This is a genomic window from Actinomycetospora endophytica (assembly GCF_021026375.1).
GTDB classification, from domain to species: Bacteria; Actinomycetota; Actinomycetes; order Mycobacteriales; family Pseudonocardiaceae; genus Actinomycetospora; species Actinomycetospora endophytica.
The window spans coordinates 132,780-156,722 of record NZ_JAJNDB010000010.1 but is presented as its reverse complement, the minus strand read 5'-3'; the positions used below and the strand labels follow the sequence as shown (position 1 = coordinate 156,722).

Genomic DNA, 23,943 nt, shown 5'->3' with positions numbered 1-23,943 from the left:
CCGGCGCTTCGCGATGCGACGCCACGTCGACCTGCGTCTGCAGGCGAGCGCGCTGTGTGCCGGGTCGGCCGGCTGAGCTCCCCACTTTCTCCGGCCGACACCCGACGGGCCCTCGCGGCCCGCTGACGGCCCGGTCCTGCGCGACCGGTGATCCGTCTCCGGACGAACCCGTCCGTTCTGAACCCTCCTCCTTCGCCCCGCCGCACGGCGGGGCGGCGGCGCCCCGCGCCCGCGTGTGACGACGCGGTGCGGGGCGCCGCCTGAGGAGGGCCGTGGTGCTCCTCGACGTCCTCCCTGGCAGGCGTGGCGTCGAGGAGCACCTGTGCTCGACCCGTTCCCCGATCAGAGAGGTTCCCTCACGTGTCCACCTCGACACCAGCGGCGCGCCGTGCGCGCGCCGTTCTCGGCGGCCTGGCCGGCTCGATCGCCGCGCTCGCCGTCGCACCCGGCCTCGCGTCGGCGGCCACCGTCGACACCCCCGCGTCCGGCGCCGCCCAGCCCGGCGCCGCCCAGCCCGGGGCCGCCCAGCCCGGGGCCGCCCAGTCCGGCGGCCGGTCCGGTCTCGGACTGCCGCAGCTGCCGGAGATCCCGAAGGTCCAGGCGCTGCCCGGTGCCGGGGCGCTGGGCGCCGACCCGGTGACCTCCGTCGTCGGTACCGCGCTGTCCTCCTCGGCCCTGCTGGGCAGTGACGGGGCCACCACGCCGGACGACCCGACGCCCGCGCCGACGGGCCCGCAGTACGGCGCGAAGCCGGAGACCGTGCTCGGCGGCGTGCCCGTGGAGGGCACGCTGAACGCCGTCACCGGCGCCGACGCGATCGTGCCGGGCTCGGGTCCCAAGGACTACGCATGAGCGGCGGCGGTCGGCACCGCCGGCTGCTGGACCGGCTCTCGCTCCGGGCGAAGGTCGCGACGATCGTCGCCGCCCTCGCGGTGATCGCCGGGGGGATCGTGATCCCGACGGCGCTCTCGGCCCAGGCCGACATCGTGCCGCAGCGCCAGACGATCAAGGGCTCGGACGGCAAGGACTACTGGGTCGAGAACCACGTCGTCCCGGGTGCCGTCGAGGAGTCGACCGCCCAGGCGCAGGGGGTGGGGAAGCGGCCCGAGTACCTGGTGGTCTGGGCCGGCGACGAGAACGCCGCCGACACCGCGGTCCCGCAGGTGAAGAAGCTGCCGGGGTCGCTGGCCAAGCCGCTGGACACGGTGCGCAACGCCGCCCCGGGTCCGGACTTCCTGGCCGTCATCGACGCCACGAAGGGCTCGCCCGGGTACGGCAAGGTCGTCAACACCGCGACCGTCGGACCGCTGGTGGAGAACGAGCCGCACCACATGCAGTACGAGTGGCACAAGGGCAACACCGTCTTCGCCGGTGGCCTGTTCTCCGCGGTGACCTACATGTTCGACGTCTCGAAGCTGCCGAACGTCGGACTCAAGGGCATCAGCCTGCCGACCCAGACCAAGTGCGGCTCGGTGCCCGACGCCTACTGGACCAACAAGGACGGCAGCGCCTACGGCACCTACATGGGCGGCCCGGTCGCTCCGGGCCCGTGCCGCTACACCGGCGGGGAGGTCCGCTCCGGCAACGGGTTCGCCGGGTCTCCGGGTGAGGTCGTGAAGTTCGACCCGAACGGCAAGCTGATCAACGAGGCGCCGGCGGCGACCACCACGCCGGAGGACCCGAAGCAGTGCCTCGACCTGCCGGCGCTGTCGACGCCGACGTGCGCGAACCCGCACGGCATCCAGGTCCGCGAGGACCTCAAGACGATGGTCACCAGTGACTACGCCGAGCCGCGGGACATCATCCTGGACCCGGTGAAGGCGCCGTCGCCGAACCTGCGGCGCACCACGCTGCGGACCTGGGACATCTCGGATCCGGACCACCCGAAGGTCAAGTCGGTGAAGTACATGCCGACCGGGCCGCGCTCGAGTGCGGCGGACCCGCTGCACAACGAGAACCGGGCGATGATGGAGACCACGGTCACCAACCAGCCCGGCCACAAGGGCGCGTTCACGATGTCGATGCAGGGCGGCGCGATCTACTACACGCCCGACATCACCGCCAAGGACCCGCAGTGGCGTGAGGTCTACGACCTCACCGCGCTGGTCAAGAAGCTCGACCCCAAGGCCGACCAGGGTGCCGGGCTCAACGGTGGCTGGCTGCAGACCAGCCCCGACGACACGACGCTCTACCACGCGGTCATGGGTCGCCAGCCCGGTGCACTGGGCAAGGACGACAAGGGGACCGCGGGCGGCGTGATCTCGCTCGACATCTCCAAGCTCGTCGGTGACGGGACCGCCACGACGTGCTCGGTCACCACCCCGGCGCAGGAGACCAACCCCGGTCCGGGCTGCCCGAGCGAGAAGAGCGTGCTGCCGATCAATGGTGACGAGAAGGCCGGTGGCCCGCACTGGGGCGCGCTGGACAACCTCGCGCTCGGCCAGGACGGCTTCTACCACCAGACGACCCAGCCCGACCGGCTGTCCACGGCGAACTACTTCGTCGCCCGGACCGGCCTCGACGGCGACCACCGCGTCTGCATGGAGGACATCGGCAAGGGCGGCAAGATGACTCTCGACACCGCCTTCAAGGACGAGAACACCGGCCAGCCGTGTGTCGACTTCAACCGCGCCGACTGGCCGCACGGCCCGTTCGGCAACGCGAAGCCGCACTCCCAGCTGTTCGTGACCGCCGATGGTGACGTCAAGTAGCACCACCGCGGCGCCCCCGCCGAAGGCGTCGACCCACCCGGACCCGTCGTCAGACGGGTCCGGGTGGGCCGGCCCCCCGGCCGGCCGCCGCGGAGCCCTGCTGATCGCGGGCGCCCTGGCGCTCGCGACCGTGATCGGCCTCGTCGTGCTGATCACCACCGGTGTCACCGAGACACCCGACGCCGTCCCCGCACTGCTCTCGTTCATCGCACCGGAGGTCTCCCCGGCCTCCGTCGTGGTGCGGATCGTGCTCGTCGTCGCGAGCTCCCTCGCCGCTGGACTGGGGCTGGCGCGCGGGGTGATGGGGCCCGGCGCCAACTCAGCGACCGCGGCTCTCCGGGGGGCCGCGGTCGTCGCGGGTGCCGCCGTCGTCGTCGCCGGAGTCCTCGGCGACGCCGGGTGGCCGGCCGTCGCGGGTCACGTGCTCCTGGTCGTCGGCGTGGCGGCGCTCCCGCGGCGGACCGCGTCCGCCGCGGCCGTGCTGCTCGCCGCGACGGTCGCCCTCGAGGTGGCCGTGGTGCGTTGGGGGCCCGCGGCCGTGGTCGAGCTGCTCGTCACGGTGGTCCTCACCGTGGCGCTCGGCGCGGCCGCGGTCGCCGCGGTGCGGTCCGACGACGCGGTCGCCGCGCGCCGGGCCACGGTGCTGGGGGCCGCCGCGTCGCTCGTCGGCGCCGGTGTCGGGGTGGCGGTCCTCGCCATCGACGGCGCGGCGCCCGTCGATCTGCTGCGCTCGGTGCGCGGGATCGTCGCGCTGGCGCTCGTGGCGCTGCCCCTCGTGGCGGCGGCGCTGCTCGCCCCGTCGCTGCGGACCTCGCCCACCGCCGACGACGACACGGTGACCCGCCGGGCCCGGCAGTGGCACGAGCTCGCCCGGTGGTCGGCGGGGGCACTCGTCGTCGCGCTGGGCGGTGTTGCGCTGCTCGGCGCGCTGCCCGGCGCACCCCAGGGACCGCAGGGAGGCCGCGCGCTGCTGCGTCCGGTCACCCTCGGGACCGAGCGGGAGGCCGTGCTGGTCGCGCCGACCGCGGGCGGCCGGACCCTGGTCCGGCTCTCCGACGGCTCCGACCCGGACCCGGCGCACGCCTCGTCGGGCATGGACATGGGCGGCATGGACATGGGCGGCATGGGTGGCATGTCCACCCCGCCCCCGCCCGACCTGAGCCGCTACACCGTCTCGGCCGGCGGCACCCCGGTGCTGTTCGGGACACGGGCTGGTGCCCCCGGGCGCTGGGCCGTCGTCGACGTCCCGGCCGGCTCCGACGAGCTCACGCTCACCGGGCCGCAGGGCTCCGCGACGGTCCCGGTGGCGACGGGGTCGTCGGCCGCCGACGGCGCCACGCTCGCCGGTCCGGACGGGCCGGAGTGCGCGGACGCCCAGTTCGGTGACCTGCTCGGCGGCGGATCCGGGGTCGCGTGCCCCTCGTCGGCGCTGTCCCCGGCCGACGCCCGCACCGTCACCGCGGCGGTCAGCGACCTGCACTCCCGCGGGCTGCGCTCGCTGTACCTGGTCGGTGACGACTCGGCGCGCTCGCGGGCCGCCGTCGCCGCCGTCCGGGACACCGCGGCGCGGGTCGGGCTGGCGATCTCGGATGCCCCGCACCCCGAGGACGGGCTGCTCGTGCTGTCCGGGTGGGAGTCCGCGCACGCGACGCTGACCGACGTCACGGCGGCCGCCACGCGCGCGCCGACGTTCGCCGGGGGCCAGTTCCTGGCGCCCTGGCTGCTCACACCGGGGGTGCTCTCGGCGGGCTCGTCGACGATGTTCCCGCTGTCGTTCACCCCGCAGGACGCGACCCCGCGCGGGTACGCCGCTCTGCTCACCACGATCACCGGGGACGCCGCCCCGTCGTACGCGGGCTACCTGGCCTGGGCGCACGCACACGGGCTGCCTGACGGGCCGAACCGGCTCTACGCGGCCGCGGCGATCGACGTCATGCCGGGCATGCCCGGCATGTCGGGCGGTGACCGGGCCGGGGCGTGGTTCCCCGGCGGCGGGATCGTGCCGCTCTCGGGGCCGCTGTCGTGATTCCTCAGTCCTCTCCCACCGCCCCTGTGGAGGTGCCATGAACACCGTTCCCGCTCCGGCGGGCTTCACCTGGCCACGCCGTCTGCTCGGCGGCCCCGGCCATGAAGCCGAGCCCTCGTTCACCCGAGCGCCCGAGGCCCCGCCGACCAACCGGCTCGTCGTCGCGATCGGGCTCGTCATCTGGGTCGCGCTCGCGGCCGGGGTGTGGGCGACCGCCGGCCCCCGCATGGCGGCCGTCCTCGGGCTCGGCCTGGCGCTGGGCGTCACGCTGTTCCACTCCCGGTTCGGGTTCACCGGGGCGTGGCGCCAGCTGGTCGCCGTCGGGCAGGGCGCCGCGCTGCGCGCCCACATGCTCATGCTCGCGGTCGCCACCGTGCTGTTCGCGATCATCCTGTCCACCGGGGCGAGCCTGACCGGCACGGCCAGCCCCCAGCTGGGCCCGGTCGGCTTCCCGCTGATCGTCGGGTCGTTCCTGTTCGGCGTCGGGATGCAGCTCGGTGGATCGTGCGCGTCGGGCACGCTGTTCGCGGTCGGCTCCGGCCAGACGACGATCGTCTACACGCTGGTCGGGTTCGTGCTGGGGTCGCTCGCGTCGATCGGGACGTTCACGTTCTGGACGAAGACCGTCCCCCAGGGGCCGGTCGTCAATCTCGGCGCCATCCTGGGCTACCCAGGGGCCCTGGCCCTGTCCCTGGTGGTCATGGGCGCGATCGTCGCGGCGACCTACGCCGTCGGCCGCCGTCGCAACCCCCCGCCGGTCGACGCCCCGCCGACCGACCACGGGTGGTGGCGGGTGCTGCGCGGGTCCTGGCCGCTGTGGGTCGGGGCCGTGCTGCTCGGCGTGCTCAACGCCGCGGTGCTGGTGGTCTCCGGGCAGCCCTGGGGCATCACCTCGGCGTTCGGTCTCTGGGGTTCGAAGATCCTCGGAGCGTTCGGGGCCGACCCGGCGAGCTGGGCCTACTTCCAGGTGCCCGCCAACGCGAAGTCGCTGGCCGGGTCGGTGCTCGCCGACCGGATCTCGGTCCTCGACTTCGGGATCATGGCCGGCGCGCTGGTGGCCTCCGCGCTCGGCGGGGCGTTCGTGCTCCACCGCTCGGTACCCGTGAAGACGATCGTCGCCGCGCTGCTCGGCGGCATCCTCATGGGCTACGGCGCCCGCCTCGCCGGTGGCTGCAACATCGGCGCCTACTTCTCGGGCATCGCCTCGTTCAGCCTCCACGGCTGGGTCTGGGGCGTGATGGCCATCGTCGGAACCGTCGCCGGTCTCGCGCTGCGCCCCCTGTTCGGACTGTCCAACCCGAAGCCGTCCGACTCCCGTTGCTGAATCTCTTGAAAGGATCTGTCATGAACACGTTCACCCGGCTCGTCGCCGGCACCCTGGGTGCCGGCGTCCTCGCCGTCACCGGCGCCGGCCTGGCCTCGGCCGCCCCGACTGCCGCTCCCGCGCCCACCGACCCCGGCCACCTGACCCCGGAGCCCGGCGGCACCCAGACCTACCTGCTCGACGGGGTCGCCGTGCCGCTGCCCGAGGGCACCCTCGGGGTGCCCGAGGCGCTGCGGGCCGCGGTCACCCCGCTGGCGCTGCTCTCCGACGCCTCCGGCGAGAGCGCCCCGGAGAACGCGCCGCAGAGTGCCGCGGACGCGCCGGGCGCGTCGCAGCCCTCCTCCGGGTCCGGCGGGTACTGATGACGGACTCCCGGCGCGCCGATCCGGCCGCGACGGGGGCGGGAGTCCTGCTGGCCGCCGTCGGGCTCACCGCGGCGTGCCTGCGCTCGCCGGTCACGGCGGTGGGCGCCGAGCTCGGGTCGTTGCGCGCCCCGGCGGCGCTCGGTGGCCTCGGGCTCGGCGCCCTGGGCGCCGGGGTGCTCACCGCGATGCCGCTGGCGGTGTTCGCCGCGGCGGGCCTCGTCGCTCCCGTCGTGGTGCGCCGGGTCGGGTCGCGTGCGGTGGTTCTCGGCGGGCTCGCGGTGATCGCAGTCGGGGTGGTGGTCCGGGCCGCGGCCGGTTCCGTCGCGACGCTGCTCGCGGCGAGCGTCGTCGTGCTGGTCGCGGTCGCGTGGATCAATGTCGTGCTGCCGCCGTTGGTGGGGCCGCGGTCGCCGTGGGCGACCGGCGTCTTCTCCGGCGGGGTGCTCGCCGGGATCGCCGCGCCCGCGGCGCTGGCCGTGCCCGTCGGCTCGTCGTCCGGGCTGGGGTGGCGCGGCGGGCTCGGCGTCTGGGCGGTCGTCGCCGTCGCCGCGCTGGCCGGCTGGGCCGTCGCGGGCCGGTCGGCCACGGAACCGTCGTCGACGGCCGACCTGGTCACCCGGCCGATCACCCTCGCCGACCGGCGCCGGCCGGTTGCGCTCGCGGTGTTCTTCGGTGCGCAGAGCCTCGCCGCGTTCGCGGTGATGGGCTGGCTGCCGCAGGTCTACCGCGACGCCGGGATCCCGTCGGGCACCGCGTCGCTGCTGCTCGCCGTCACGGTGGTCCCGGCCCTGCCCGCCGCGCTGCTGCTGCCGGCCGCGGTGCGCCGCGGCCACGGCACCGCGCTCGTCGTCGGGATCGGCGCGGCGCAGGTGCTCGGCCTCGCCGGGCTCACCCTCGCCCCGGCCGGCGGCGCCTGGGTGTGGGCGGTCCTGCTCACCACGGCGCACTGGGGCTTCCCGCTCGCGATGGCCCTGATCGCCCGCCGCGCCGCCGGCGACCCCACCCGGCTGTCCGCCCAGGTCCAGGGCACCGGATACGCGCTCGCGGTCGTCGGGCCCCTGCTGCTCGGCCCGCTGCACGACGCCACCGGCGCCTGGACCGTCCCGCTCGCGCTGCTGGGGGTCGCCGCGCTCGTCCAGATCGCCGCGGGCCTGTGCATCACCCTCACCGACCCCGCTCCGGCGCCCATACCGGTGGCGCCGGACGCCCCCACCCTCCCGCTCCCTGCGCTCGTCACGGAGGACCGCTCATGACCATCGCCGCCCCGCCCGCCGCCCTGCCCCGCGTGTTCGACACCGGATCGCCCGTGGTCCTGCCCGACGGACGCCACGTCCCGGTCGCGGCGCTGAACAACGCCGCCACCACACCGCCGCTGGCCACCGTCGTCGACGCCGTCGTCGGGATGCTCGGGCAGTACGGAGCCCTGCACCGCGGCTCCGGACCGCGGGCGCGCGCCACCGTCGAGGCGGTCGAGTACGCGATCGAGGCCATCGAGCGCTTCCTCGGCCAGCCGCCGGAGAACACGCTGCTCTACACCACGAACACCAGCTCGGCGATCAACCAGCTCGCGCGGCTGCTCGACCTCGGGCCGGACGACGTCGTCGTGACCTCCGAGATCGAGCACACCAGCAACAACCTGCCCTGGCGCCACCAGAGCGCCGCGCAGGTCGTCGAGGTGCGGGCCGACGACGAGGGCGCGCTCGATCTGGGCCACCTCGCGGAGGTGCTGGACGGTCTTCGCGGCCGGGTGCGCCTGGTCGCGGTGACCGGGGCGTCCAACCTCACCGGGTACCGGCCCGACGTCGCCACCCTCGCGAGCCTGACCCACGACGCCGGGGCGCTGCTGTTCGTCGACGCCGCCCAGCTCGCGCCGCACCGGCGCATCGACATGGCGGCGAGCGGGGTGGACGTCCTCGCGTTCTCGGCGCACAAGGTCTACGCGCCGTTCGGCCTCGGCGTGCTCTCGCTGCCGCGCTCGGTGCTCGACCGGGCGCCGGTCGACCCCGGCGGCGGCTCGATCGACATGCTGGGCGCCGATGGTTCGGTGCTCTGGGCGCCGCCGGCCGAGCGGCACCAGACCGGTACGTGGAACGCCACGGGCATCGTCGCGCTCGGTGCCGCGGTGTCGGCGATCCTCGACGCCGGGTGGGGCACGATCGAGGCCCACGAGCGGGCGTTGACCGAGGTGCTCGTGGACCGGCTGGAGGCCGTCGACGGCGTGACGCTGACCGTGGATCCGCAGCGCTACCGCGTCGAGGACCGGATTGGCGCGGTGCCGTTCCGGGTCGCGGGGCTGCACCACGCGCTGGTCGCGTCCGCGCTCGAGGCCGAGCACGGCGTCGAGGTCCGCGCCGGGACGATCTGCAACCACCGGCTGGTGCGCCGCTGGGTGGGTGCCGACGACGCCGAGCAGGCCCGGGTGGAGGCCGCGATGGCCGGCGGCGACCGGCTCGCGAGCTACGGCGTGGTGCGCGCCAGCCTCGGGCTGCAGAACACCGTCGACGACATCGACCGGCTCGTCACCGGGCTCCGCGCGCTGGTGGCCGACGGACCGACGCTGAGCTACCGCGCGGCGCCCGCGGAGGAGTGCTGGGTTCCTTCGGCCTGACGGCCATGTGCGTGCGTTTCCGTGCTCCGACACGGAAACGCACGCACAGGTCCGTCAGGACGAACGGGGTGACCACGGCCACCGGAAGGTGTCGTCGCGTTGCCGGGTCCGGAGCACGCTGCTGGGCTCGGTGACGTGCCCCGTCGCATCCGCTTCAACGCCTTCGACATGAACTGCGTCGCCCACCAGTCCCCGGGGCTGTGGCGCCACCCCGACGACCGGTCGCCCGACTACCGGCACGTCCGGTACTGGACCGACCTCGCGCAACTGCTCGAGCGCGGCGTCTTCGACGGGATCTTCGTCGCGGACGTGCTCGGCACCTACGACGTGTACGGCGCGGACGCGACGGCGGCGGTGCGGCAGGGCGCGCAGATCCCGGTGAACGACCCGATGATGCTGGTCTCGGCGATGGCCGCGGTGACCGAGCACCTCGGGTTCGGGGTGACAGCGGCGACCGGGTTCGAGCACCCGTACCCGTTCTCCCGCCGGGCCTCGACGCTCGACCACCTCACCGGCGGACGATTCGGCTGGAACGTCGTCACCGGCTACCTGCCCGCGGCCGCGCGGGCGATGGGCGAGGCCGACCAGATGCCGCACGACCAGCGCTACGACCACGCCGACGAGTACCTCGAGGTGCTCTACCAGCTGTGGGAGGGCTCGTGGGAGGACGACGCGGTCGTCCGGGACCCGGAGCGCGGGGTGTTCACCGACCCGGAGAAGGTCCACCAGATCCACCACCACGGGCGGTTCTTCGACGTCGACGGGGTGCACCTGTCCGAGCCGTCGCCGCAGCGGACCCCGGTGATCTACCAGGCGGGCGCGTCACCCCGGGGCCAGCGGTTCGCCGCCGAGAACGCCGAGGCGATCTTCACCGGCGCACCGACGAAGGAGGTACTGCGGCAGACCGTCGCCGACATCCGCAAGGGGCTCGCCGACGCCGGCCGCGACTCCTACAGCGCGCGGATCTACACGATGCTGACCGTGATCACCGACGAGACCTCGGAGGCGGCGCACGCCAAGCACGAGGAGCTGGCCTCGTACTCCAGCGACGAGGGCGCGCTGGTGTTCATGTCCGGCTGGATGGGCGTCGACCTGTCCCGTTACGACCTCGACGATCCCATCGGCGACGTCGAGTCCAACGCCATCCAGTCCGCGGTCGCGTCGTTCCAGCAGGCCGACCCGTCGGGCAAGGAGTGGACGGTGCGCGACATCGCCCGGTGGGGCGGGATCGGCGGGATGGGGCCGCGGGTGGTCGGGTCGCCGTCCGAGGTGGCCGACGAGCTGCAGTCGTGGGTGGAGGAGACCGACGTCGACGGGTTCAACCTGCCGTACGCGATCACCCCGGGCTCGTTCGCGGACGTCGTCGAGCACCTGGTGCCGGAACTGCAGCGTCGTGGGGTGTACCCGACGTCGTACGAGCCGGGGACGCTGCGCCAGAAGCTCTTCGGCCGCGGGGACCGGCTGCCGGACGAGCACCGAGGTGCGTCGTTCCGACGCTCGTGAGCACTCCTTGACGCTATAGCGTCAAGGAGTGCTCACAGGCGCGAAGCGCACCTATGTCCACCCCCACCGCTGCGCGACGTCCGGGTGCGAGCGGACCCAGCCCCGGACCGCGTTGTCGCCGTACGCGGCGTGCAGCGGGTTGTCCGGGTCGTGCGCGGGGTCGAAGGCGGCCGGATCGGGCCCCAGTTCGGCGGTGAGCTCGGCCGGCAGCGTCAACGGCTCGACGACGGCGTCCAGGCGCGGCCCGAGGAAGAACGGCACCGAGTAGCGGTCGACCCCGGGCGGCGGGCTCGTCACCCGGTGACGGGTGGCGGTGAGGTACCCGCGGGTCGCGATCTCGAGCATCTCGCCGATGTTCACGACGTACCCGCCCGGCACCGGGTCGGCGTCGATCCACGCGCCGGGCGTGCCGTCGGGGGCGTCGGGCAGCTGGACCTGCAGGCCGCCGACGGTGTCCTGGTGCAGCAGCGCGAGGAAGCCGTAGTCCTTGTGCGCGCCGACGCCCTGGCGGCTCGTCGTCCCGCCCGGGTAGCGGACGATCTTGAGGTGCAGGTGTGACTCGTCGTCGAACCAGCGGTCGAAGTGCTCCGGCGCCTGGCCCAGCGACTCCGCGAGCCCGCGCAGGACCTCCCGACTGACCCGCAGCGCCTCGGACTGCCACGCGAGCACCGCGGTGCGCAGGCCGGGGAGCGCCGCCGGCCACCGGTTGGGCCCGACGAGGCCGGTCCAGGCGGGGTCGCCGACGCGGCGGGGGAGCGGCTCGCGCTCCGGCCCGACGTCGATCTGCTCGCGCTGGTCGGCCGTGCCGCCGGTCTGCTCGGTCCCGACGCGGCTGTACCCGCGGAAGTGCGGCGAGCCGGTGTTCTCGATCGCCCGCCGCTCGGCGACCGGCAGCGCGAAGAAGCGCCGGACGGCGTCGTCGAGCGAGCCCTCCAGGTCCGCTGAGACGCCGTGCCCGGTGACGATGAAGAACCCGACGTCGCGGGCCGCGCGGCGCAGCTCGTCGAGGAACGCCGGCCGGTCCGGGCCGTGCAGGCGGCGGAGGTCGAGCACCGGGAGGGTGGTCGGCGGCGCGGGGGAGAGGATCTCGCTCATCACCCTCGAGTCTGCGCCTCGGCGGACGGCTCCGCGGGCCGCGTGCTCCATGGGTCACACGCGCCCATGATCAGCAGGCCTGGATGGCTGCCGGAGCCATCTCCTGGAGCCACCCAGGCCTGTTGATCATTGCGAGCGGGCGTCCGTGATCACGAGCCGGCGACGGGGGTCCGCACCTGCCGGTCCGACGGCTCCAGCACGACGTCGTGCCGCACGCCGCCCGCGCCGATCGTCACCGTCTCGGCGCGCGGGCGGTACCCGGGCGCCGAGCAGATGAGCAGCGCGGAGCCCGGCCGGGCGCGCAGCGTGAACGCCCCCTCGGCGTCCGTCCGGGCCCGCCCGAGCTGGCGACCGCTCGGGTCGGTCGCGGTGAGGGTCGCGCCGACGGGTCGGCCGTCGGTCGCGGTGACCCGCCCGGAGATGAGGCCGCCCACCGGAGCCGCCGGAGTCGGAGTCGGAGTCGGCCGCGACGGATGCCCGTTGCCATCACCGTTCCCGACGACGGCGGGTGCGGCCGGCGGCGTCGAGGCGGCGGGCGGCGTCGTCGCCGGCGCGTGGTCGACGGTCGGCGCGGGCAGCGCCGGGCCGGCCGGGTCGCCCTCGGCAGGCTCGATGCGCTCGGTGACCGGGGTGTCCTGGTGGACGTACTTGCCGCCGCGGAAGAGCGAGGCGATGGCGCCGACCAGCGAGACCGCGATGGCGACGGCGAACACGACGACGAGGCCGTCGTGGAACGCCCCGGTGACGAGGTTCGGGAAGAACTGCTTGCCCACCAGCGTCGCCGCGTTGCCGGGCGGCAGCGCGCCGAGCACCTGCGGCCCGAGGATCTCCTGCATCGGGTTGTAGCCCAGGAACGCCGCGAACAGCGTCCCGACCGGGGGCAGGTTGGCCACGTTCTGCGCGACGTTCGCCGGGACGTTCTGCGCGGTGAGCCCGGAGAACAGTGCCGTGGGCATCGACGAGGCGAGCCCGGCGATGAGCATCGAGAAGAAGATGCCGATCGAGAGCGCCATGCCGGAGTTCTGCAGCGTCGACATCATGCCGCTGCCGGCGCCGCGCTGGTCGGCGGGCAGCGAGTTCATGATCCCGGTCATGTTCGGCGAGATGAACAGCCCCGAGCCGACGCCGTTGACGAACAGGATCGCCGCGAAGACCCAGTAGTTGAAGTCGGTCGGGACGAGCAGGAGCCCGACGAAGGTCAGCGCGACGATCACCAGGCCACCGGTGGCGAAGAGCCGTGCGCCGAACCGGTCGGAGAGCATGCCCGAGATCGGCGCCGAGACGAGGAAGCCGATGGTCAGCGGCAGCATGTAGATCGCCGACCACAGCGGGGTCTGCTCGTACTCGTAGCCGTGCAGCGGCAGCCAGATGCCCTGCAGCCAGATGATCAGCATGAACTGCAGGCCACCGCGGGAGAGCGCGCTCATCAGCGTCGCGATCAGGCCCGACGTGAACGCCCGGATCCGGAACAGTCCGAGGTTGAACATCGGCTGGCTCACGCGCGTCTCGACGAAGCAGAAGATCGCGAGGACGACGACGCCGGCGATGAGACAGGTGAGCACGAACGGGCTGGTCCAGCCCTCGGCGTGGCCCCCGTAGGGCTGGATGGCGTAGATGACGCCGACGAGCAGCAGGATCAGGCCGACCCCGAAGGTCAGGTTGCCCCACCAGTCGATCTTGTGCTGACGACGGCCGGCGGGGTCACGCAGCGTCTTGTACGCCCAGACGGTGCCGAGCACGCCGAACGGCACGCTGACCCAGAACACCAGGCGCCAGTCGACCTCGGAGAGCACGCCGCCGACGAGCAGACCGATGAACGAGCCACCGATCGCGGCCACCGAGTTCGTTCCGATGGCGAAGCCGCGCCGCTCGGCCGGGAACGCGTCGGTGAGGATCGCGGTCGCATTCGCCATGAGCATGGCGCCGCCGATGCCCTGCACGACCCGGATGAGGATCAGCCAGAGCGCCCCGCCGCCGCCGGAGAACGGGTCGAGGGCCAGCGCGATCGACGCGATGGTGAAGACCGCGAACCCGGAGTTGTAGATCTTCGCGCGGCCGTACATGTCGCCGAGCCGGCCCAGCGTGACCACCAGCACCGCGGTGACCAGCATGTAGCCCATGATCATCCACAGCAGGTAACTGATGTTGCCGGGCTGCAGCGGGTTGATGCCGATGCCCCGGAAGATCGCGGGCAGCGAGATGAGGACGATCGAGGAGTTCATCGTCGCCATCAGCACGCCGAGCGTCGTGTTCGACAGCGCGAGCCACTTGTATCCGGGGTGGTCCGGGTGGGTGCGCGACACGGGCGCTGCGGTTGCCGTCGTCATGGGCGGTCCCAAGTTTCTTTAGTGCGGGCAACGACATGAACGGTTGTAGTGTGCACCTATCAGGGCCGGGGAGCACCTGTGACCCTCGACCGAATCCCCGCTGCGCGCAGTCCCACACCGAGGGTTAGCTTGACGGGACAACTGTTCGTTCGGGGACGGTTCGAGGACGGGAGCTCTCGTGAAGATCGGTATGGCGGCACTGCGGCTCGTGGTGGGGCTGCTGTTCGTCGGGCACGGCATGCAGAAGCTGGCCGGCTGGTTCGGCGGCGGCGGGATCGAGGGCACCGCGGCCGGCTTCGAGAGCATGGGCCTCAAGCCGGGGCGGGACAACGCGGTTGCCGCGGGTGTCTCGGAGGCGGGCGGCGGCGCGCTGCTGGCCGCGGGCCTCGCGACGCCGCTGGCCACGACGATGATCTCCGGCGCCATGGGCTCGGCCTTCTACCACGTGCACAAGCCCAACGGCCCCTGGGTGACCAAGGGCGGCTGGGAGTACAACGCCGTCCTCACCGCCGCCGTGTTCGCGGTCGCCGCCGCCGGGCCGGGCAAGCTCTCGCTCGACCACGCCCTCGGCATCGAGCGCTCGGGCGCGGGGGTCGCGCTCGGCGCCCTCGGCGCCGGGGTCCTCGGCTCGGCCGCGGTGGCGGCCCGGGCGAAGTCGCTGGCCTGAGCAAGAACTGACGTCAGGGACGGGCCATCGCCGACGTCAGCCGCGGCCCGTCCCACGCCGACCCGACGAGGATCCGGCGCAGGGTGAGCAGCGGCCGCGTCGGGTCGACCGGACGCTCGCCCAACTGGTAGCCGGTGACGTAGCCCGCCTGGTCGAGGTGGGCGAAGTCGCCGGCGTTCCAGTCGCCGTAGGGATAGGCGAAGTGCCGCACCGGGGCGCCGACGATCGCCTCGAGCTCCGCGCGCGGCTTCACCAACTGCGTGTCCCAGTCCGCGCCGGCGTACCGGTCGGCGCGGTGGTGGTCGTAGGTGTGCGCGGCGACGGTGTGCCCGGCGTCGTGCAGGCGCTTCACGTCGTCGCGGGACATCCAGTTCGGCTTGCCCAGCGGCACCGTCATGACGAAGAACGTGGCCTGCATCGAGCGCCGGGCCAGCTCCGGGACGCCGGTGGTGATCTGGCTGCCCTGCGAGTCGTCGAAGCTCAGCAGCACCGGCTTCGGCGGCAGCGGCGCGCCGGTGGTCAGGTGGGCGAGGTGCTGGTCGGGGGAGATCGTCGAGTAGCCGCCGGCGTGCAGGGCGTCGAGCTGCGCGCGGAACGACGCGGGTGGGCAGATCAGCGTGGCGCGGGAGTAGGCCGAGTCGCCGGGACGCCAGTCGCGGAGCTGGTGCCAGCACAGCACCGGCACGTCGGCGGCCCGGGCGACGACCTGCGCGGCCGGGGCGGCGAGGTCGACGGCGGGTGCGGCGGCCGTCGTCGTCGGGGGGACGGGGCTCGTCGGCGCCGCCGGTGCCGGTGTCCCCGTGCCGCAGCCCGCGAACGCCGCCGCGCCGACGGCACCCAGCAGGACCGTGCGGCGTCGTACCCCCATGGAGTGAATCCTCCGTGACGGGGCTGCCGTCCGGGGGTCACGACACGAGGTCGGCCCGCAGCTTGAACTTCTGCACCTTCCCGGTCGGGGTGCGCGGCAGCTCGGCCACGACCTCCAGGCGCTCGGGGCACTTCTGCCGCGCGACCCCTTGCTCACCCAGGAACGCGCCCAGGGACTCGAGCGTGACCTCCGCCCCGGGCCGGGGCACGACGACGGCGCACGCGCGCTCGGTCAGCACCGGGTCCGGCACCGCGACGACGGCGACGTCCGCGACACCGGGATGGGCGTAGAGCAGGTCCTCGATCGCTTTGGCCGACAGGTTCTCCCCGCCGCGCAGGATGATGTCCTTGCTGCGCCCGGTCACCGTCAGGAACCCGTCGTCGTCGACGGAACCGAGGTCGCCCGTCGGGAACCAGCCCGCCTCGTCGAACGGTCGCGGCCGCCCGAGGTAGCCCGCGAACATCTCCGGCCCGCGGGCGAGCAGCAGCCCCGGACTTCCCGACGGCAGGTCGCGGCCGTCGTCGGGATCGACCACCCGCAGCTCGGCCGCGCCGATCGGCCGGCCATCGGTGCCCGCGCGCAGCTCCGCCGGGTCCGACGCATGCCCCGCCGTCGCCGTCGGGATCTCGGTGGAGCCGTAGACGCGGACGACGAGGCAGTCCAGCGCTGCCGTCGCGTCGAGGACCAGCCCGGGTGGCACGTCGGCGCCGCCGCAGGCGAAGACGCGCAGGGAGCTGACGTCGTGGGCGTCGCGCTCGGGGTGGTGGACGATCCCGTGCAGGAACGGCGTGGCGGCGACGGTGACGCTGCAGCGCCGGGCCTCGATCAGCGCCAGCGCGGCGCCCGGGTCCCAGACGTCCTGGTAGACGACGGTGGTCGCGAGCATCGTCGCGAGGTGGAAGCCGTAGAGGACTCCGGTGACGTGCGCGACCGGCGACGGCATCCACACCACGTCATCGCCGGTCAGTCCGAAGTGGGCGATCATGCTGGCGTCCTCGGTCGCGAGCGTCTCGTGGCAGTGCACCGCGCCCTTCGGGTCCGACTCGGTGCCCGAGGTGTAGAGCAGCACGGCGGGGTCGGTGGGCTCGCGGTTCTCGACGGCGCTGCGATCGGGCCCGTCGAGGTCGTCGAAGGTCGTCTCCCCGGAGCCGCGCACCACGACGACGTGCTCCAGGTCGGGCAGGTCCGCCCGCAGCCGGGTGCCGAGCGCGGCGTGGTCGAACCCGCGGAACGTCCCCGGCACGACGAGGACCCGCGACCGGGCGGTGGCCAGCGCGAACCGCATCTCCCGCTCGCGCAGGATCGGCATCAGCGGGTTCGACACCGCGCCGAGCCGGATCACCGCCAGGTGCGCGACGAGGGCCTCCCACCAGTTGGGGAGCTGGATCGACACGACGTCGCCGCGGGTCACCCCGAGCGCGCGGAATCCGGCGGTCGCGGCGCCGACGCGGTCGGCGAGCTCGGCGTAGGTGAGGGTCGTGGCGCCGTCGACGACGGCGGGTCGGTGCGGGGTCCGGGCCACGGCCTCGTCGAGGTAGTCGTCGAGCAGCCGGCCGGGCCAGTGCCCGCTCGCCCGCCACCGGGCGGCGACGGCCTGGTCGATCGCCGGGAACGTCAGGACGCCCACGTCGACCCGCCGTCCACCACCAGCGACGAGCCGTGCACGAACGCGGACATCGGGCTCGCGAGGAAGACCGCGGCGTCGGCGATGTCGCCCGGCTGCCCGGTCCGGCCGAGCGGGATGCGGCTCTGGCTGACCGAGCCGGTGTCGACGCGGCCGAGGTCGGTCCGGGTCATCTCGGTCTCGGTGAGCCCCGGGTGCAGGGCGTTGACCCGGACGCCGTCGGCGCCGAACTCGGCGGCCAGCGAGTACGCGAGCAGCCGGACCGCGCCCTTGGACATCGTGTAGACCGCGATGTCGGAGTTGCCCTTGATCCCGCCGGTCGAGGAGATCAGCACGAGCGACCCGCTGCCGGTGCCGCGCATCCTCCGGACCGCCGCCTGGGCGGCGAAGAAGGTGCCCTTGGCGTTGACGTCCATGACCGCGTCGTAGTCGGCTTCGGAGACCTCGAGCGTCGAGCCGCGCCGCGCGATGCCCGCGGCGGTGACGAGGACGTCGATCCCGCCGAAGTCGTCGGCGGCCGCGACGGCTCGCTCGGCCTGGGCGGGGTCCCGCACGTCGGTCTCGACGAAGACGGCCTCGGCGCCGGCCTGACGCACCAGCTCCACGGTCGAGGCGCCGCCCTCGCGGGGTTCGGCCTGTCGGTCGGCCACCACGACCGCACGGGCCCCGGCGAGGGCGAACCGTTCGCAGATCGCGCGCCCGATGCCGCTCGCGCCGCCGGTGACGACGGCGACGCCGTCCTGGAGCAGTGTCCCGCCTCGGGGTGCCTCGGCCTCGGTGCTCGTCATGGCCGCGATACTGCTCCTTGACCGACGTAGCATCAACATCGGCGTTGACTCGACGAGGAGGAAGAACCTGTGCAGCTCTTCGACCTGACCGGCAAGGTCGCGGTGGTCACCGGCGGCACGCGCGGGATCGGCCTGATGATCGCCCGCGGGCTGCTCGACGCCGGGGCGCGCGTCTACATCAGCTCGCGCAAGGCGGCGGCCGGCGACGACGCCGTCGCGGAGCTGTCGTCGCACGGGACCGTGGTGTCCATCCCGGCCGACGTGTCGACCGAGGAGGAGTGCTCGCGGCTCGCGGGGGAGGTCTCGGCGCGCGAGGAACGGGTCCACGTGCTGGTCAACAACGCCGGTGCGACGTGGGGTGCGCCGTTCGAGGAGTTCCCGGCCTCGGCGTGGGACAAGGTGGTCGACCTCAACCTCAAGGCGCCGTTCTACCTGACCCGGGCGTTCATGCCGCTGCTCGAGGCGTCGGCCGCCGCGGACGACACGGCGAGCGTGATCAACGTCGGGAGCATCGACGGGCTGCGAGTGACCCCGCTGCCGACCTACTCCTACTCGGCGTCGAAGGCCGGCGTGCACCAGCTGACCCGCGTGCTGGCCGCCGAGCTGGGACCGCGGAACGTGCGCGTGAACGCGATCGCGCCGGGCCCGTTCGAGTCGAAGATGATGGCCGCGACGCTGGCCGAGCGGGGCGACGAGATCGCTCGGAGCTCGGTGCTGGGACGCATCGGGCAGCCCGACGACATGGCGGGCGCGGCGGTCTTCCTCGCCTCCCGCGCGAGCGGCTACGTCACCGGTGCGGTCCTGCCCGTCGACGGCGGAATCTGGGCGGCGCACTAGGGATGGGCGAGAAGCGACTCCAGGCCACGCGGGTCGTCGACATCCGGCCCGACCAGGTCTTCACCCTGCTCGCGACCCCCGACCGGCACCCGGACCTCGACGCGTCCGGGACGGTCCGGGGCTCGCGGACCCATCGACCGGTGGGTGCCGTGGGCGACGTCTTCGTCATGGACATGCACGGCGAGGACATGGGCGACTACGCCGTCGAGAACCACGTCGTCGCGTTCGAACCCGACCGCGAGATCGCCTGGGCCCCGGCCACCCCGGGGGGCGACCGGGGTGGCCAGGTCTGGGGCTACCGGCTGGAGCCGTGCAACGGCGGCGGCAGCACCCGGGTCACCCACGTCTACGACTGGTCCGGCGTGACGATGGAGCGGCTCCTGCCCTATCTGCCCATCGTCGACGCGGACGGGCTCGCCGCGACGCTGGAGCGGCTCGCGGGGCTGGCCGAGCAGGCCTGACGGGGTCACGCCTGGGCTGACGGAGCGCTGCCCTGCTTGGCCTCCCGCTCGGCCTGGTGCTTCGCCGTCCAGGCGTTGATCGCGTCCCACTGCTTGGCGGCCAGCGGGTCGCGCACGCTGCGCGTCCAGGCCTCGTTCGCCAGCAGTCGCCGGTCGGTCTTCTTGAAGATCGGCATCACGTGGTTGGCGAACAGGTGGTAGTGGTGCAGCGTCGCCTCCCAGGGCGCCCAGTTGTGGGCGAACATCAGGTAGGAGCCGAACCCGCCCTTCGACTGCTCCTCCAGGCGCTCGATCTGAGTGATCGCGTCGGAGACGGTGCCGATGACGCCCATCCCGCTCTCGATGACGAACTCGATGCGCTCCTTCGTGTTCTCACCCTGGACGCCCAGCTGCGGGGCCGCCGCGGTGTGCTGGAGGTAGTCGAACCACTCGTTGATGCCGTACTCGACGTCCTTGATCGCCTGGTCCTTGGTGTCGGCGATGTGCATCGGCCCGACCAGGCGCCAGCCGTCGCGGCTCGGGTCGGTCCCGAACTCGGTGGCCCGCTCCTGGACGACGTCCCAGTGCAGGGCCAGCGCGTCGAAGCCGGCGGCGCTCATGGTCGCGCCGATGGAGATCATGCCGAGCCCGTGCTTGCCCACCAGCCGCGGACCCGACGGCGAGACGATCGCAGCGGTCGCGATCTCGGGATGCGGGTCGGAGTACGCGTCCATCTGCAGCCGCGCCTCGACCAGCTTGTAGCGGCCGGTGTCGATGGAGATCGGCTCGTCGCTGGTCAGCAGGTGCATGAGCACGTCGACGTCGGTCTCGAGCGCTGCCCGGGCATCGGCCGGGTCGAGGCCGAACATCTGCGCGTCGGTGGCCAGCGCTCCGGGCCCGACGCCGAGCATCGCGCGGCCGCGGGTGAGGTGGTCCAGCAGGATCAGGCGGTCGGCCACCAGGAAGGGGTTGTGGTACGGCAGCGAGAGCACTCCGGTGCCCAGCTTGATGTGCTTGGTCACCTGCGCCGCGTGGGCGATGAACAGCATCGGGTCCCCGATGAGCTCGACCCCGCACGAGTGGTGCTCGCCGAACCAGGCCTCGTCGAACCCCATCTCGTCGAGGCGGACCACGAGATCGAGGTCCCGCTGCAGCGAGTACGTCGGGTTCTGGCCGACGGGGACGTGGTGGGGCGGCAGGAAGATGCCGAAGCGCATGCGGGACACGGGGACTCCTTCATCGGCCGGGACGGTCGGCTGGTGATCGAATGTGTGACGCCGATCACTACGTCCGTCAACATACTCGTTGACGGTCGTCCGAGGAAGAAGTCCCGGAGCTGTTCGGGGTCAGGCGCGCTCGCGCAGCGCGTTCTCGGCCCGCTCGGCCAGCAGGAACTTGCGGGCGCGACCGGACGCGGTGAGCGGGACGTCCGCGACGTCGATCTCCTCGACGTGGCGGGGGACCTTGAACCGCGCGAGGTGCTCGGTGCACCAGGCGACGAGCTCGTCGGTGTCGACGGTGTGGTTCTCGCGCGGCACCACCCAGGCCCAGCCGACCTCGCCCCGGCGCTCGTCGGGCACGGGCACGACGAAGGCCTGGTGCACGCTCGGGTGCCGGGCCAGCACCGTCTCGACGTCACCGGGGACGACCTGCTCCCCGCCGCACCGGTAGCTGTCCTTGGTGCGCCCGACCAGGTGGAGGTACTCGTCCGCGTCGAGGATCCCCAGGTCACCCGTCTTCAGCCAGCCGTCCGAGGTGAACGCGGCCGCCGTCGCCTCGGGGTTGCGGTAGTAGCCGGCGGTGACGCCGGGGCCGTGGCAGACGAGCTCGCCGACCTCACCATGCGGTAGATCGGACCCTGTGGCGGTGTCGATCACCTTGTAGACGACGAGGCGGCCGTCGAGGTCCGGGTCGCCGGCCACCCCGGCGCGCTTCATCCGGCCGTTCGTGGTGGCCCGTCGCTCCGGCGGGTCCTCCGGCCAGGTGCACGTTGTGGACGCCGTCGTCTCGCTCATCCCGTAGCCGGTGACGACCTCGCCGGGGGAGAGGACCTCGTCGATCTCGGGCCAGATGCCGTGCGGCGAGACCCCGCCCGAGGAGTAGAGGTGCGTGAGCGACGACAGGTCACGCGGCTCGGCGCGCTGGACCCGGATCAGCTCGGCGGTCATCGTCGGGATCATCAGGGCGTCGTCGGCCCGGTGGTCGGTGATCGCGTCGAGGATCGTCGCGGGGTCGAAGGTCAGGCGCGTGACGATGCAGCCGCCGACGAACGGCACCGTCAGGAGCCCTTCGACGTAGCCGTACACGTGGAAGAGCGGCAGCGAGAACACCACGCGGTGGGCGTCGGTGTACGCGCGGCCCCAGGTGGAGCCGTACGCGGTGCGCAGCAGCATGTCGTGGGTGAGCTGGACGCCCTTGGGCTCGCCGGTGGTGCCGGAGGTGAACAGGACGTCGGCGACGTCGTCGGGGTGGCCGGCCGGGTGGGTGATCGGTGCGGTGTCGCTGAGGTCGGCCAGGGTGCGGACGCCGGTTCTCGGTTCGCCCGGCCCCGTGGGGTGTACGACGACGTGACGCAGGGCCGGGAAGGCGTCCTCGCCCAGGTCGTCGAGCATCGCCAGGTAGTCGAGGCCGCGGAAGCCGTCCATCGTGATCAGCACCGACGCGTCGGAACGCCGGACGATGAACCCGAGCTCGGCGGTGCGGTTGGCGACGTTGATCGGCACCGTCACCGCGCCGAGGCGCGCGATCGCGTAGCGCACCGCGACGAACTCGGCGTAGTTCGCGAGCACGACGGCCACGTGGTCGCCGTGGCCCACGCCGAGCGCGGCGAGCCCGCCCGCGAGCCGGTTCGACCAGTCGCGCATCTGTGCGTAGGTCCAGGTCCCGGCCTCGGTGACGACGAAGGGTCGGTCGGCGAACTCCTCGCACGCGGCGTCGAGCGCGCCTGCCAGGGTGCGCGGGGTCCACGTCGGGAAGCGCTTCTCGATGGCGCCGCGACGCTCTGCCGCGGACAGCCGGTGGGTGGTCACGACGCCACCGCTTCGCGGGCACCGGTGAAGCGGAACCCGTCGTAGTCGTCGGCGACGACCTTCTCGAGGACGCGCCGATACCCGCGCACCCCGCCGACGTAGGGCATGAACACCTGCGGCTTGCCGGGCACCTCGGCGCCCATGTAATAGGAGGCGGCCCTCGGGTACAGGGTGGCCTCGGCGCGCTCGTTGACGTGCGCGACCCAGTCGGCCTCGGCCTGCCCCGAGGCCTCGACCTCGTCGGCACCCTGCTCTGCCGCGTGGTCGAGTAGGCCGGCGATCCAGTCGACGTGGGCCTCGATGGAGAGCAGCACGTTGGACAGCAGTGACGGACTGCCGGGCCCGGCGATGACGAACAGGTTGGGGAACCCGGCGACCCCGACCCCGAGGTACGTGCGCGGGCCGGCGTTCCAGTGCTCGCGCAGCGTCAGCCCGTCCCGTCCGACGATCTCGGGCTTGAGCAGCGCGCCGGTCATGGCGTCGAAGCCGGTGGCGAAGACGATCGTGTCCAGCTCGACCTCACCCGCCGTCGTACGGATCCCGTGCTCGGTGATCCGCTCGAGCGGGGTCTCGCGCATGTCGACGAGGTCGACGTCGTCGCGGTTGAAGGTCTCGAAGTAGCCGGAGTCGACCGGCGGGCGCTTGGCGCCGAAGGGGTAGCCGCGCGGCATCAGCCGCTCCGCCGTCGTCGGGTCGTCGACCTTCTCGGCGATCTTCGCGCGGATGAAGTCGGCTGCGGTGTCGTTCGCGCGCTCGTCGAGCATGAGGTCGTAGTAGGCGAGCAGGAAGCCGAACCCCGCCGTCGTCCACTGCTGCTCGTAGAGGGCGCGGCGGTCGTCTTCTGCCACCTCTCGCGCGGATTGCTTGTTGGGCTTGAAGCCGAGCCCGCTCGGGGACCGGCGCGCCCGTTCACGCCGCTCCGGGTAGGTGGCCTTGACCTCGGCGTCCTGCTCGTCGGTGATCGGGGCGTTGTTGGCCGGGATCGAGTAGTTCGGGGTGCGCTGGAAGACCGTGAGGTGCGAGGCCTGCTCGGCGAGCACCGGGACGAGCTGCGTCCCCGACGAGCCGGTGCCGATGACGCCGACCCGTCTCCCCGTCATGTCGACGTGCTCGTGCGGCCACGCGCCGGTGTGCAGGATGCGGCCGCGGAAGTCCTCCTGGCCCTGGAGCTGCGGCTGCTTGGTGACCGAGAGCTGGCCGGTGGCCATGACGAGGTAGCGGGCGGACCAGTCGCCGTCGTCGGTCTCGACGTGCCAGCGGTGGGCCTGCTCGTCGTAGGTGGAGCGGGTCATCCGGGTGTCGAGGTGGACGTCGCGGCGCAGGTCGAACCGGTCGGCCACGTGCTCGACGTAACGCAGGATCTCCGGCTGGGTGGCGTAGCGCTCGCTCCAGCGCCACTCCTGCTCGAGATCGGGGTCGAACGAGAGGGAGTAGTCGTAGCTCTCCACGTCGCAGCGCGCGCCCGGGTAGCGGTTGACGTACCAGACCCCGCCGAGCCCGGCGTTCGCCTCGATCACCGCGACGTCGAGGCCGCGCTCGCGGAAGGTGTGCAGCGTCCGGAGCCCGGCGAAGCCCGCCCCGACCACGACCATGTCGACCTGTCGCACGATCGTCCTCCTCCGGTTCCAGGTGCTTCCGGAGGTTAGGACGACCCCCTGACAGCGTCAACGCCTCTGTTGACGGTGTCGGGGGTGCTGCCTAGGTTGGCCGGTGAGCGGCACGGCACCCGAC

General features: G+C 73.2%; 19 protein-coding genes. 11 read left to right on the top strand and 8 right to left on the bottom strand.

What is annotated here, in order from left to right:
* The first annotated feature begins 360 nt into the window (after positions 1-360).
* The 8 genes from LQ327_RS31945 (at position 361) to LQ327_RS31910 (ending at position 10,537) form a co-directional block, all read left to right on the top strand.
* Positions 361-852, top strand: coding sequence for a hypothetical protein (locus tag LQ327_RS31945; RefSeq protein ID WP_230740514.1), 492 nt, complete (start codon positions 361-363; stop codon positions 850-852).
* Complete coding sequence (locus LQ327_RS31940; protein WP_230740512.1) at positions 849-2,711, top strand: hypothetical protein; 1,863 nt, start codon at positions 849-851, stop codon at positions 2,709-2,711. The genes LQ327_RS31945 and LQ327_RS31940 overlap by 4 nt, the downstream gene beginning before the upstream one ends.
* On the top strand, positions 2,695-4,737 hold the full coding sequence (locus LQ327_RS31935) for a hypothetical protein (protein ID WP_230740510.1): 2,043 nt from the start codon (positions 2,695-2,697) through the stop codon (positions 4,735-4,737). Before LQ327_RS31940 ends, LQ327_RS31935 begins: the two co-directional genes overlap by 17 nt.
* Positions 4,738-4,774: 37 nt before the next feature.
* Positions 4,775-6,061 carry a YeeE/YedE family protein gene (locus tag LQ327_RS31930; RefSeq protein WP_230740508.1) on the top strand — a complete coding sequence of 429 codons (1,287 nt, stop codon included), beginning with the start codon at positions 4,775-4,777 and terminating at the stop codon, positions 6,059-6,061.
* A 20-nt stretch (positions 6,062-6,081) separates the two neighbouring features.
* Positions 6,082-6,423 (top strand): hypothetical protein, encoded by a 342-nt coding sequence (locus LQ327_RS31925; RefSeq protein WP_230740506.1) that lies wholly within the window; start codon positions 6,082-6,084, stop codon positions 6,421-6,423.
* Positions 6,423-7,679, top strand: coding sequence for an MFS transporter (locus LQ327_RS31920; RefSeq protein ID WP_230740504.1), 1,257 nt, complete (start codon positions 6,423-6,425; stop codon positions 7,677-7,679). The genes LQ327_RS31925 and LQ327_RS31920 overlap by 1 nt, the downstream gene beginning before the upstream one ends.
* Complete coding sequence (locus tag LQ327_RS31915; RefSeq protein WP_230740501.1) at positions 7,676-9,034, top strand: aminotransferase class V-fold PLP-dependent enzyme; 1,359 nt, start codon at positions 7,676-7,678, stop codon at positions 9,032-9,034. Before LQ327_RS31920 ends, LQ327_RS31915 begins: the two co-directional genes overlap by 4 nt.
* 135 nt (positions 9,035-9,169) lie before the next feature.
* Entirely contained in the window at positions 9,170-10,537 is a 1,368-nt protein-coding gene (locus LQ327_RS31910) for an LLM class flavin-dependent oxidoreductase (RefSeq protein WP_230740499.1), read from the top strand.
* Between the two features lie 51 nt (positions 10,538-10,588).
* Here LQ327_RS31910 and LQ327_RS31905 read toward each other — a convergent pair whose 3' ends face one another.
* Together LQ327_RS31905 and LQ327_RS31895 are read right to left on the bottom strand one after the other, a co-directional pair.
* Complete coding sequence (locus LQ327_RS31905; protein ID WP_230740497.1) at positions 10,589-11,632, bottom strand: isopenicillin N synthase family dioxygenase; 1,044 nt, start codon at positions 11,630-11,632, stop codon at positions 10,589-10,591.
* Positions 11,633-11,781: 149 nt separating this feature from the next.
* Entirely contained in the window at positions 11,782-13,959 is a 2,178-nt protein-coding gene (locus LQ327_RS31895) for an MFS transporter (protein WP_308286414.1), read from the bottom strand.
* Positions 13,960-14,137: 178 nt separating this feature from the next.
* On the opposite strand from LQ327_RS31895, the gene LQ327_RS31890 reads away from it, so the two are divergent.
* On the top strand, positions 14,138-14,626 hold the full coding sequence (locus LQ327_RS31890) for a DoxX family protein (protein WP_230740495.1): 489 nt from the start codon (positions 14,138-14,140) through the stop codon (positions 14,624-14,626).
* A 13-nt stretch (positions 14,627-14,639) separates the two neighbouring features.
* Here LQ327_RS31890 and LQ327_RS31885 read toward each other — a convergent pair whose 3' ends face one another.
* The 3 genes from LQ327_RS31885 to LQ327_RS31875 are packed head-to-tail and all read right to left on the bottom strand — an operon-like array spanning position 14,640 to position 17,906.
* A complete protein-coding gene (locus tag LQ327_RS31885) occupies positions 14,640-15,494 on the bottom strand; it encodes a polysaccharide deacetylase family protein (RefSeq protein ID WP_230740493.1) in 855 nt (284 codons plus the stop codon).
* Positions 15,495-15,531: 37 nt separating this feature from the next.
* Entirely contained in the window at positions 15,532-17,121 is a 1,590-nt protein-coding gene (locus tag LQ327_RS31880; protein ID WP_230740491.1) for an AMP-binding protein, read from the bottom strand.
* A complete protein-coding gene (locus LQ327_RS31875; protein ID WP_230740490.1) occupies positions 17,109-17,906 on the bottom strand; it encodes an SDR family NAD(P)-dependent oxidoreductase in 798 nt (265 codons plus the stop codon). Before LQ327_RS31875 ends, LQ327_RS31880 begins: the two co-directional genes overlap by 13 nt.
* Before the next feature lie 69 nt (positions 17,907-17,975).
* Here LQ327_RS31875 and LQ327_RS31870 point away from each other — a divergent pair, with 69 nt between their 5' ends.
* Together LQ327_RS31870 and LQ327_RS31865 are read left to right on the top strand one after the other, a co-directional pair.
* Positions 17,976-18,743 (top strand): glucose 1-dehydrogenase, encoded by a 768-nt coding sequence (locus LQ327_RS31870; RefSeq protein ID WP_230740488.1) that lies wholly within the window; start codon positions 17,976-17,978, stop codon positions 18,741-18,743.
* Between the two features lie 2 nt (positions 18,744-18,745).
* A complete protein-coding gene (locus tag LQ327_RS31865; RefSeq protein WP_230740486.1) occupies positions 18,746-19,204 on the top strand; it encodes an SRPBCC family protein in 459 nt (152 codons plus the stop codon).
* A gap of 5 nt (positions 19,205-19,209) precedes the next feature.
* Here the strand turns inward: LQ327_RS31865 and LQ327_RS31860 are convergent, their stop codons facing one another.
* The 3 genes from LQ327_RS31860 to LQ327_RS31850 form a co-directional block, all read right to left on the bottom strand.
* Positions 19,210-20,400 (bottom strand): LLM class flavin-dependent oxidoreductase, encoded by a 1,191-nt coding sequence (locus LQ327_RS31860; protein WP_230740714.1) that lies wholly within the window; start codon positions 20,398-20,400, stop codon positions 19,210-19,212.
* A gap of 129 nt (positions 20,401-20,529) precedes the next feature.
* Entirely contained in the window at positions 20,530-22,212 is a 1,683-nt protein-coding gene (locus LQ327_RS31855; protein ID WP_230740484.1) for a class I adenylate-forming enzyme family protein, read from the bottom strand.
* Positions 22,209-23,819, bottom strand: a complete 1,611-nt coding sequence (locus LQ327_RS31850; protein WP_308286413.1) for a flavin-containing monooxygenase — start codon at positions 23,817-23,819, stop codon at positions 22,209-22,211. The genes LQ327_RS31855 and LQ327_RS31850 overlap by 4 nt, the downstream gene beginning before the upstream one ends.
* Positions 23,820-23,943 lie beyond the last annotated feature (124 nt).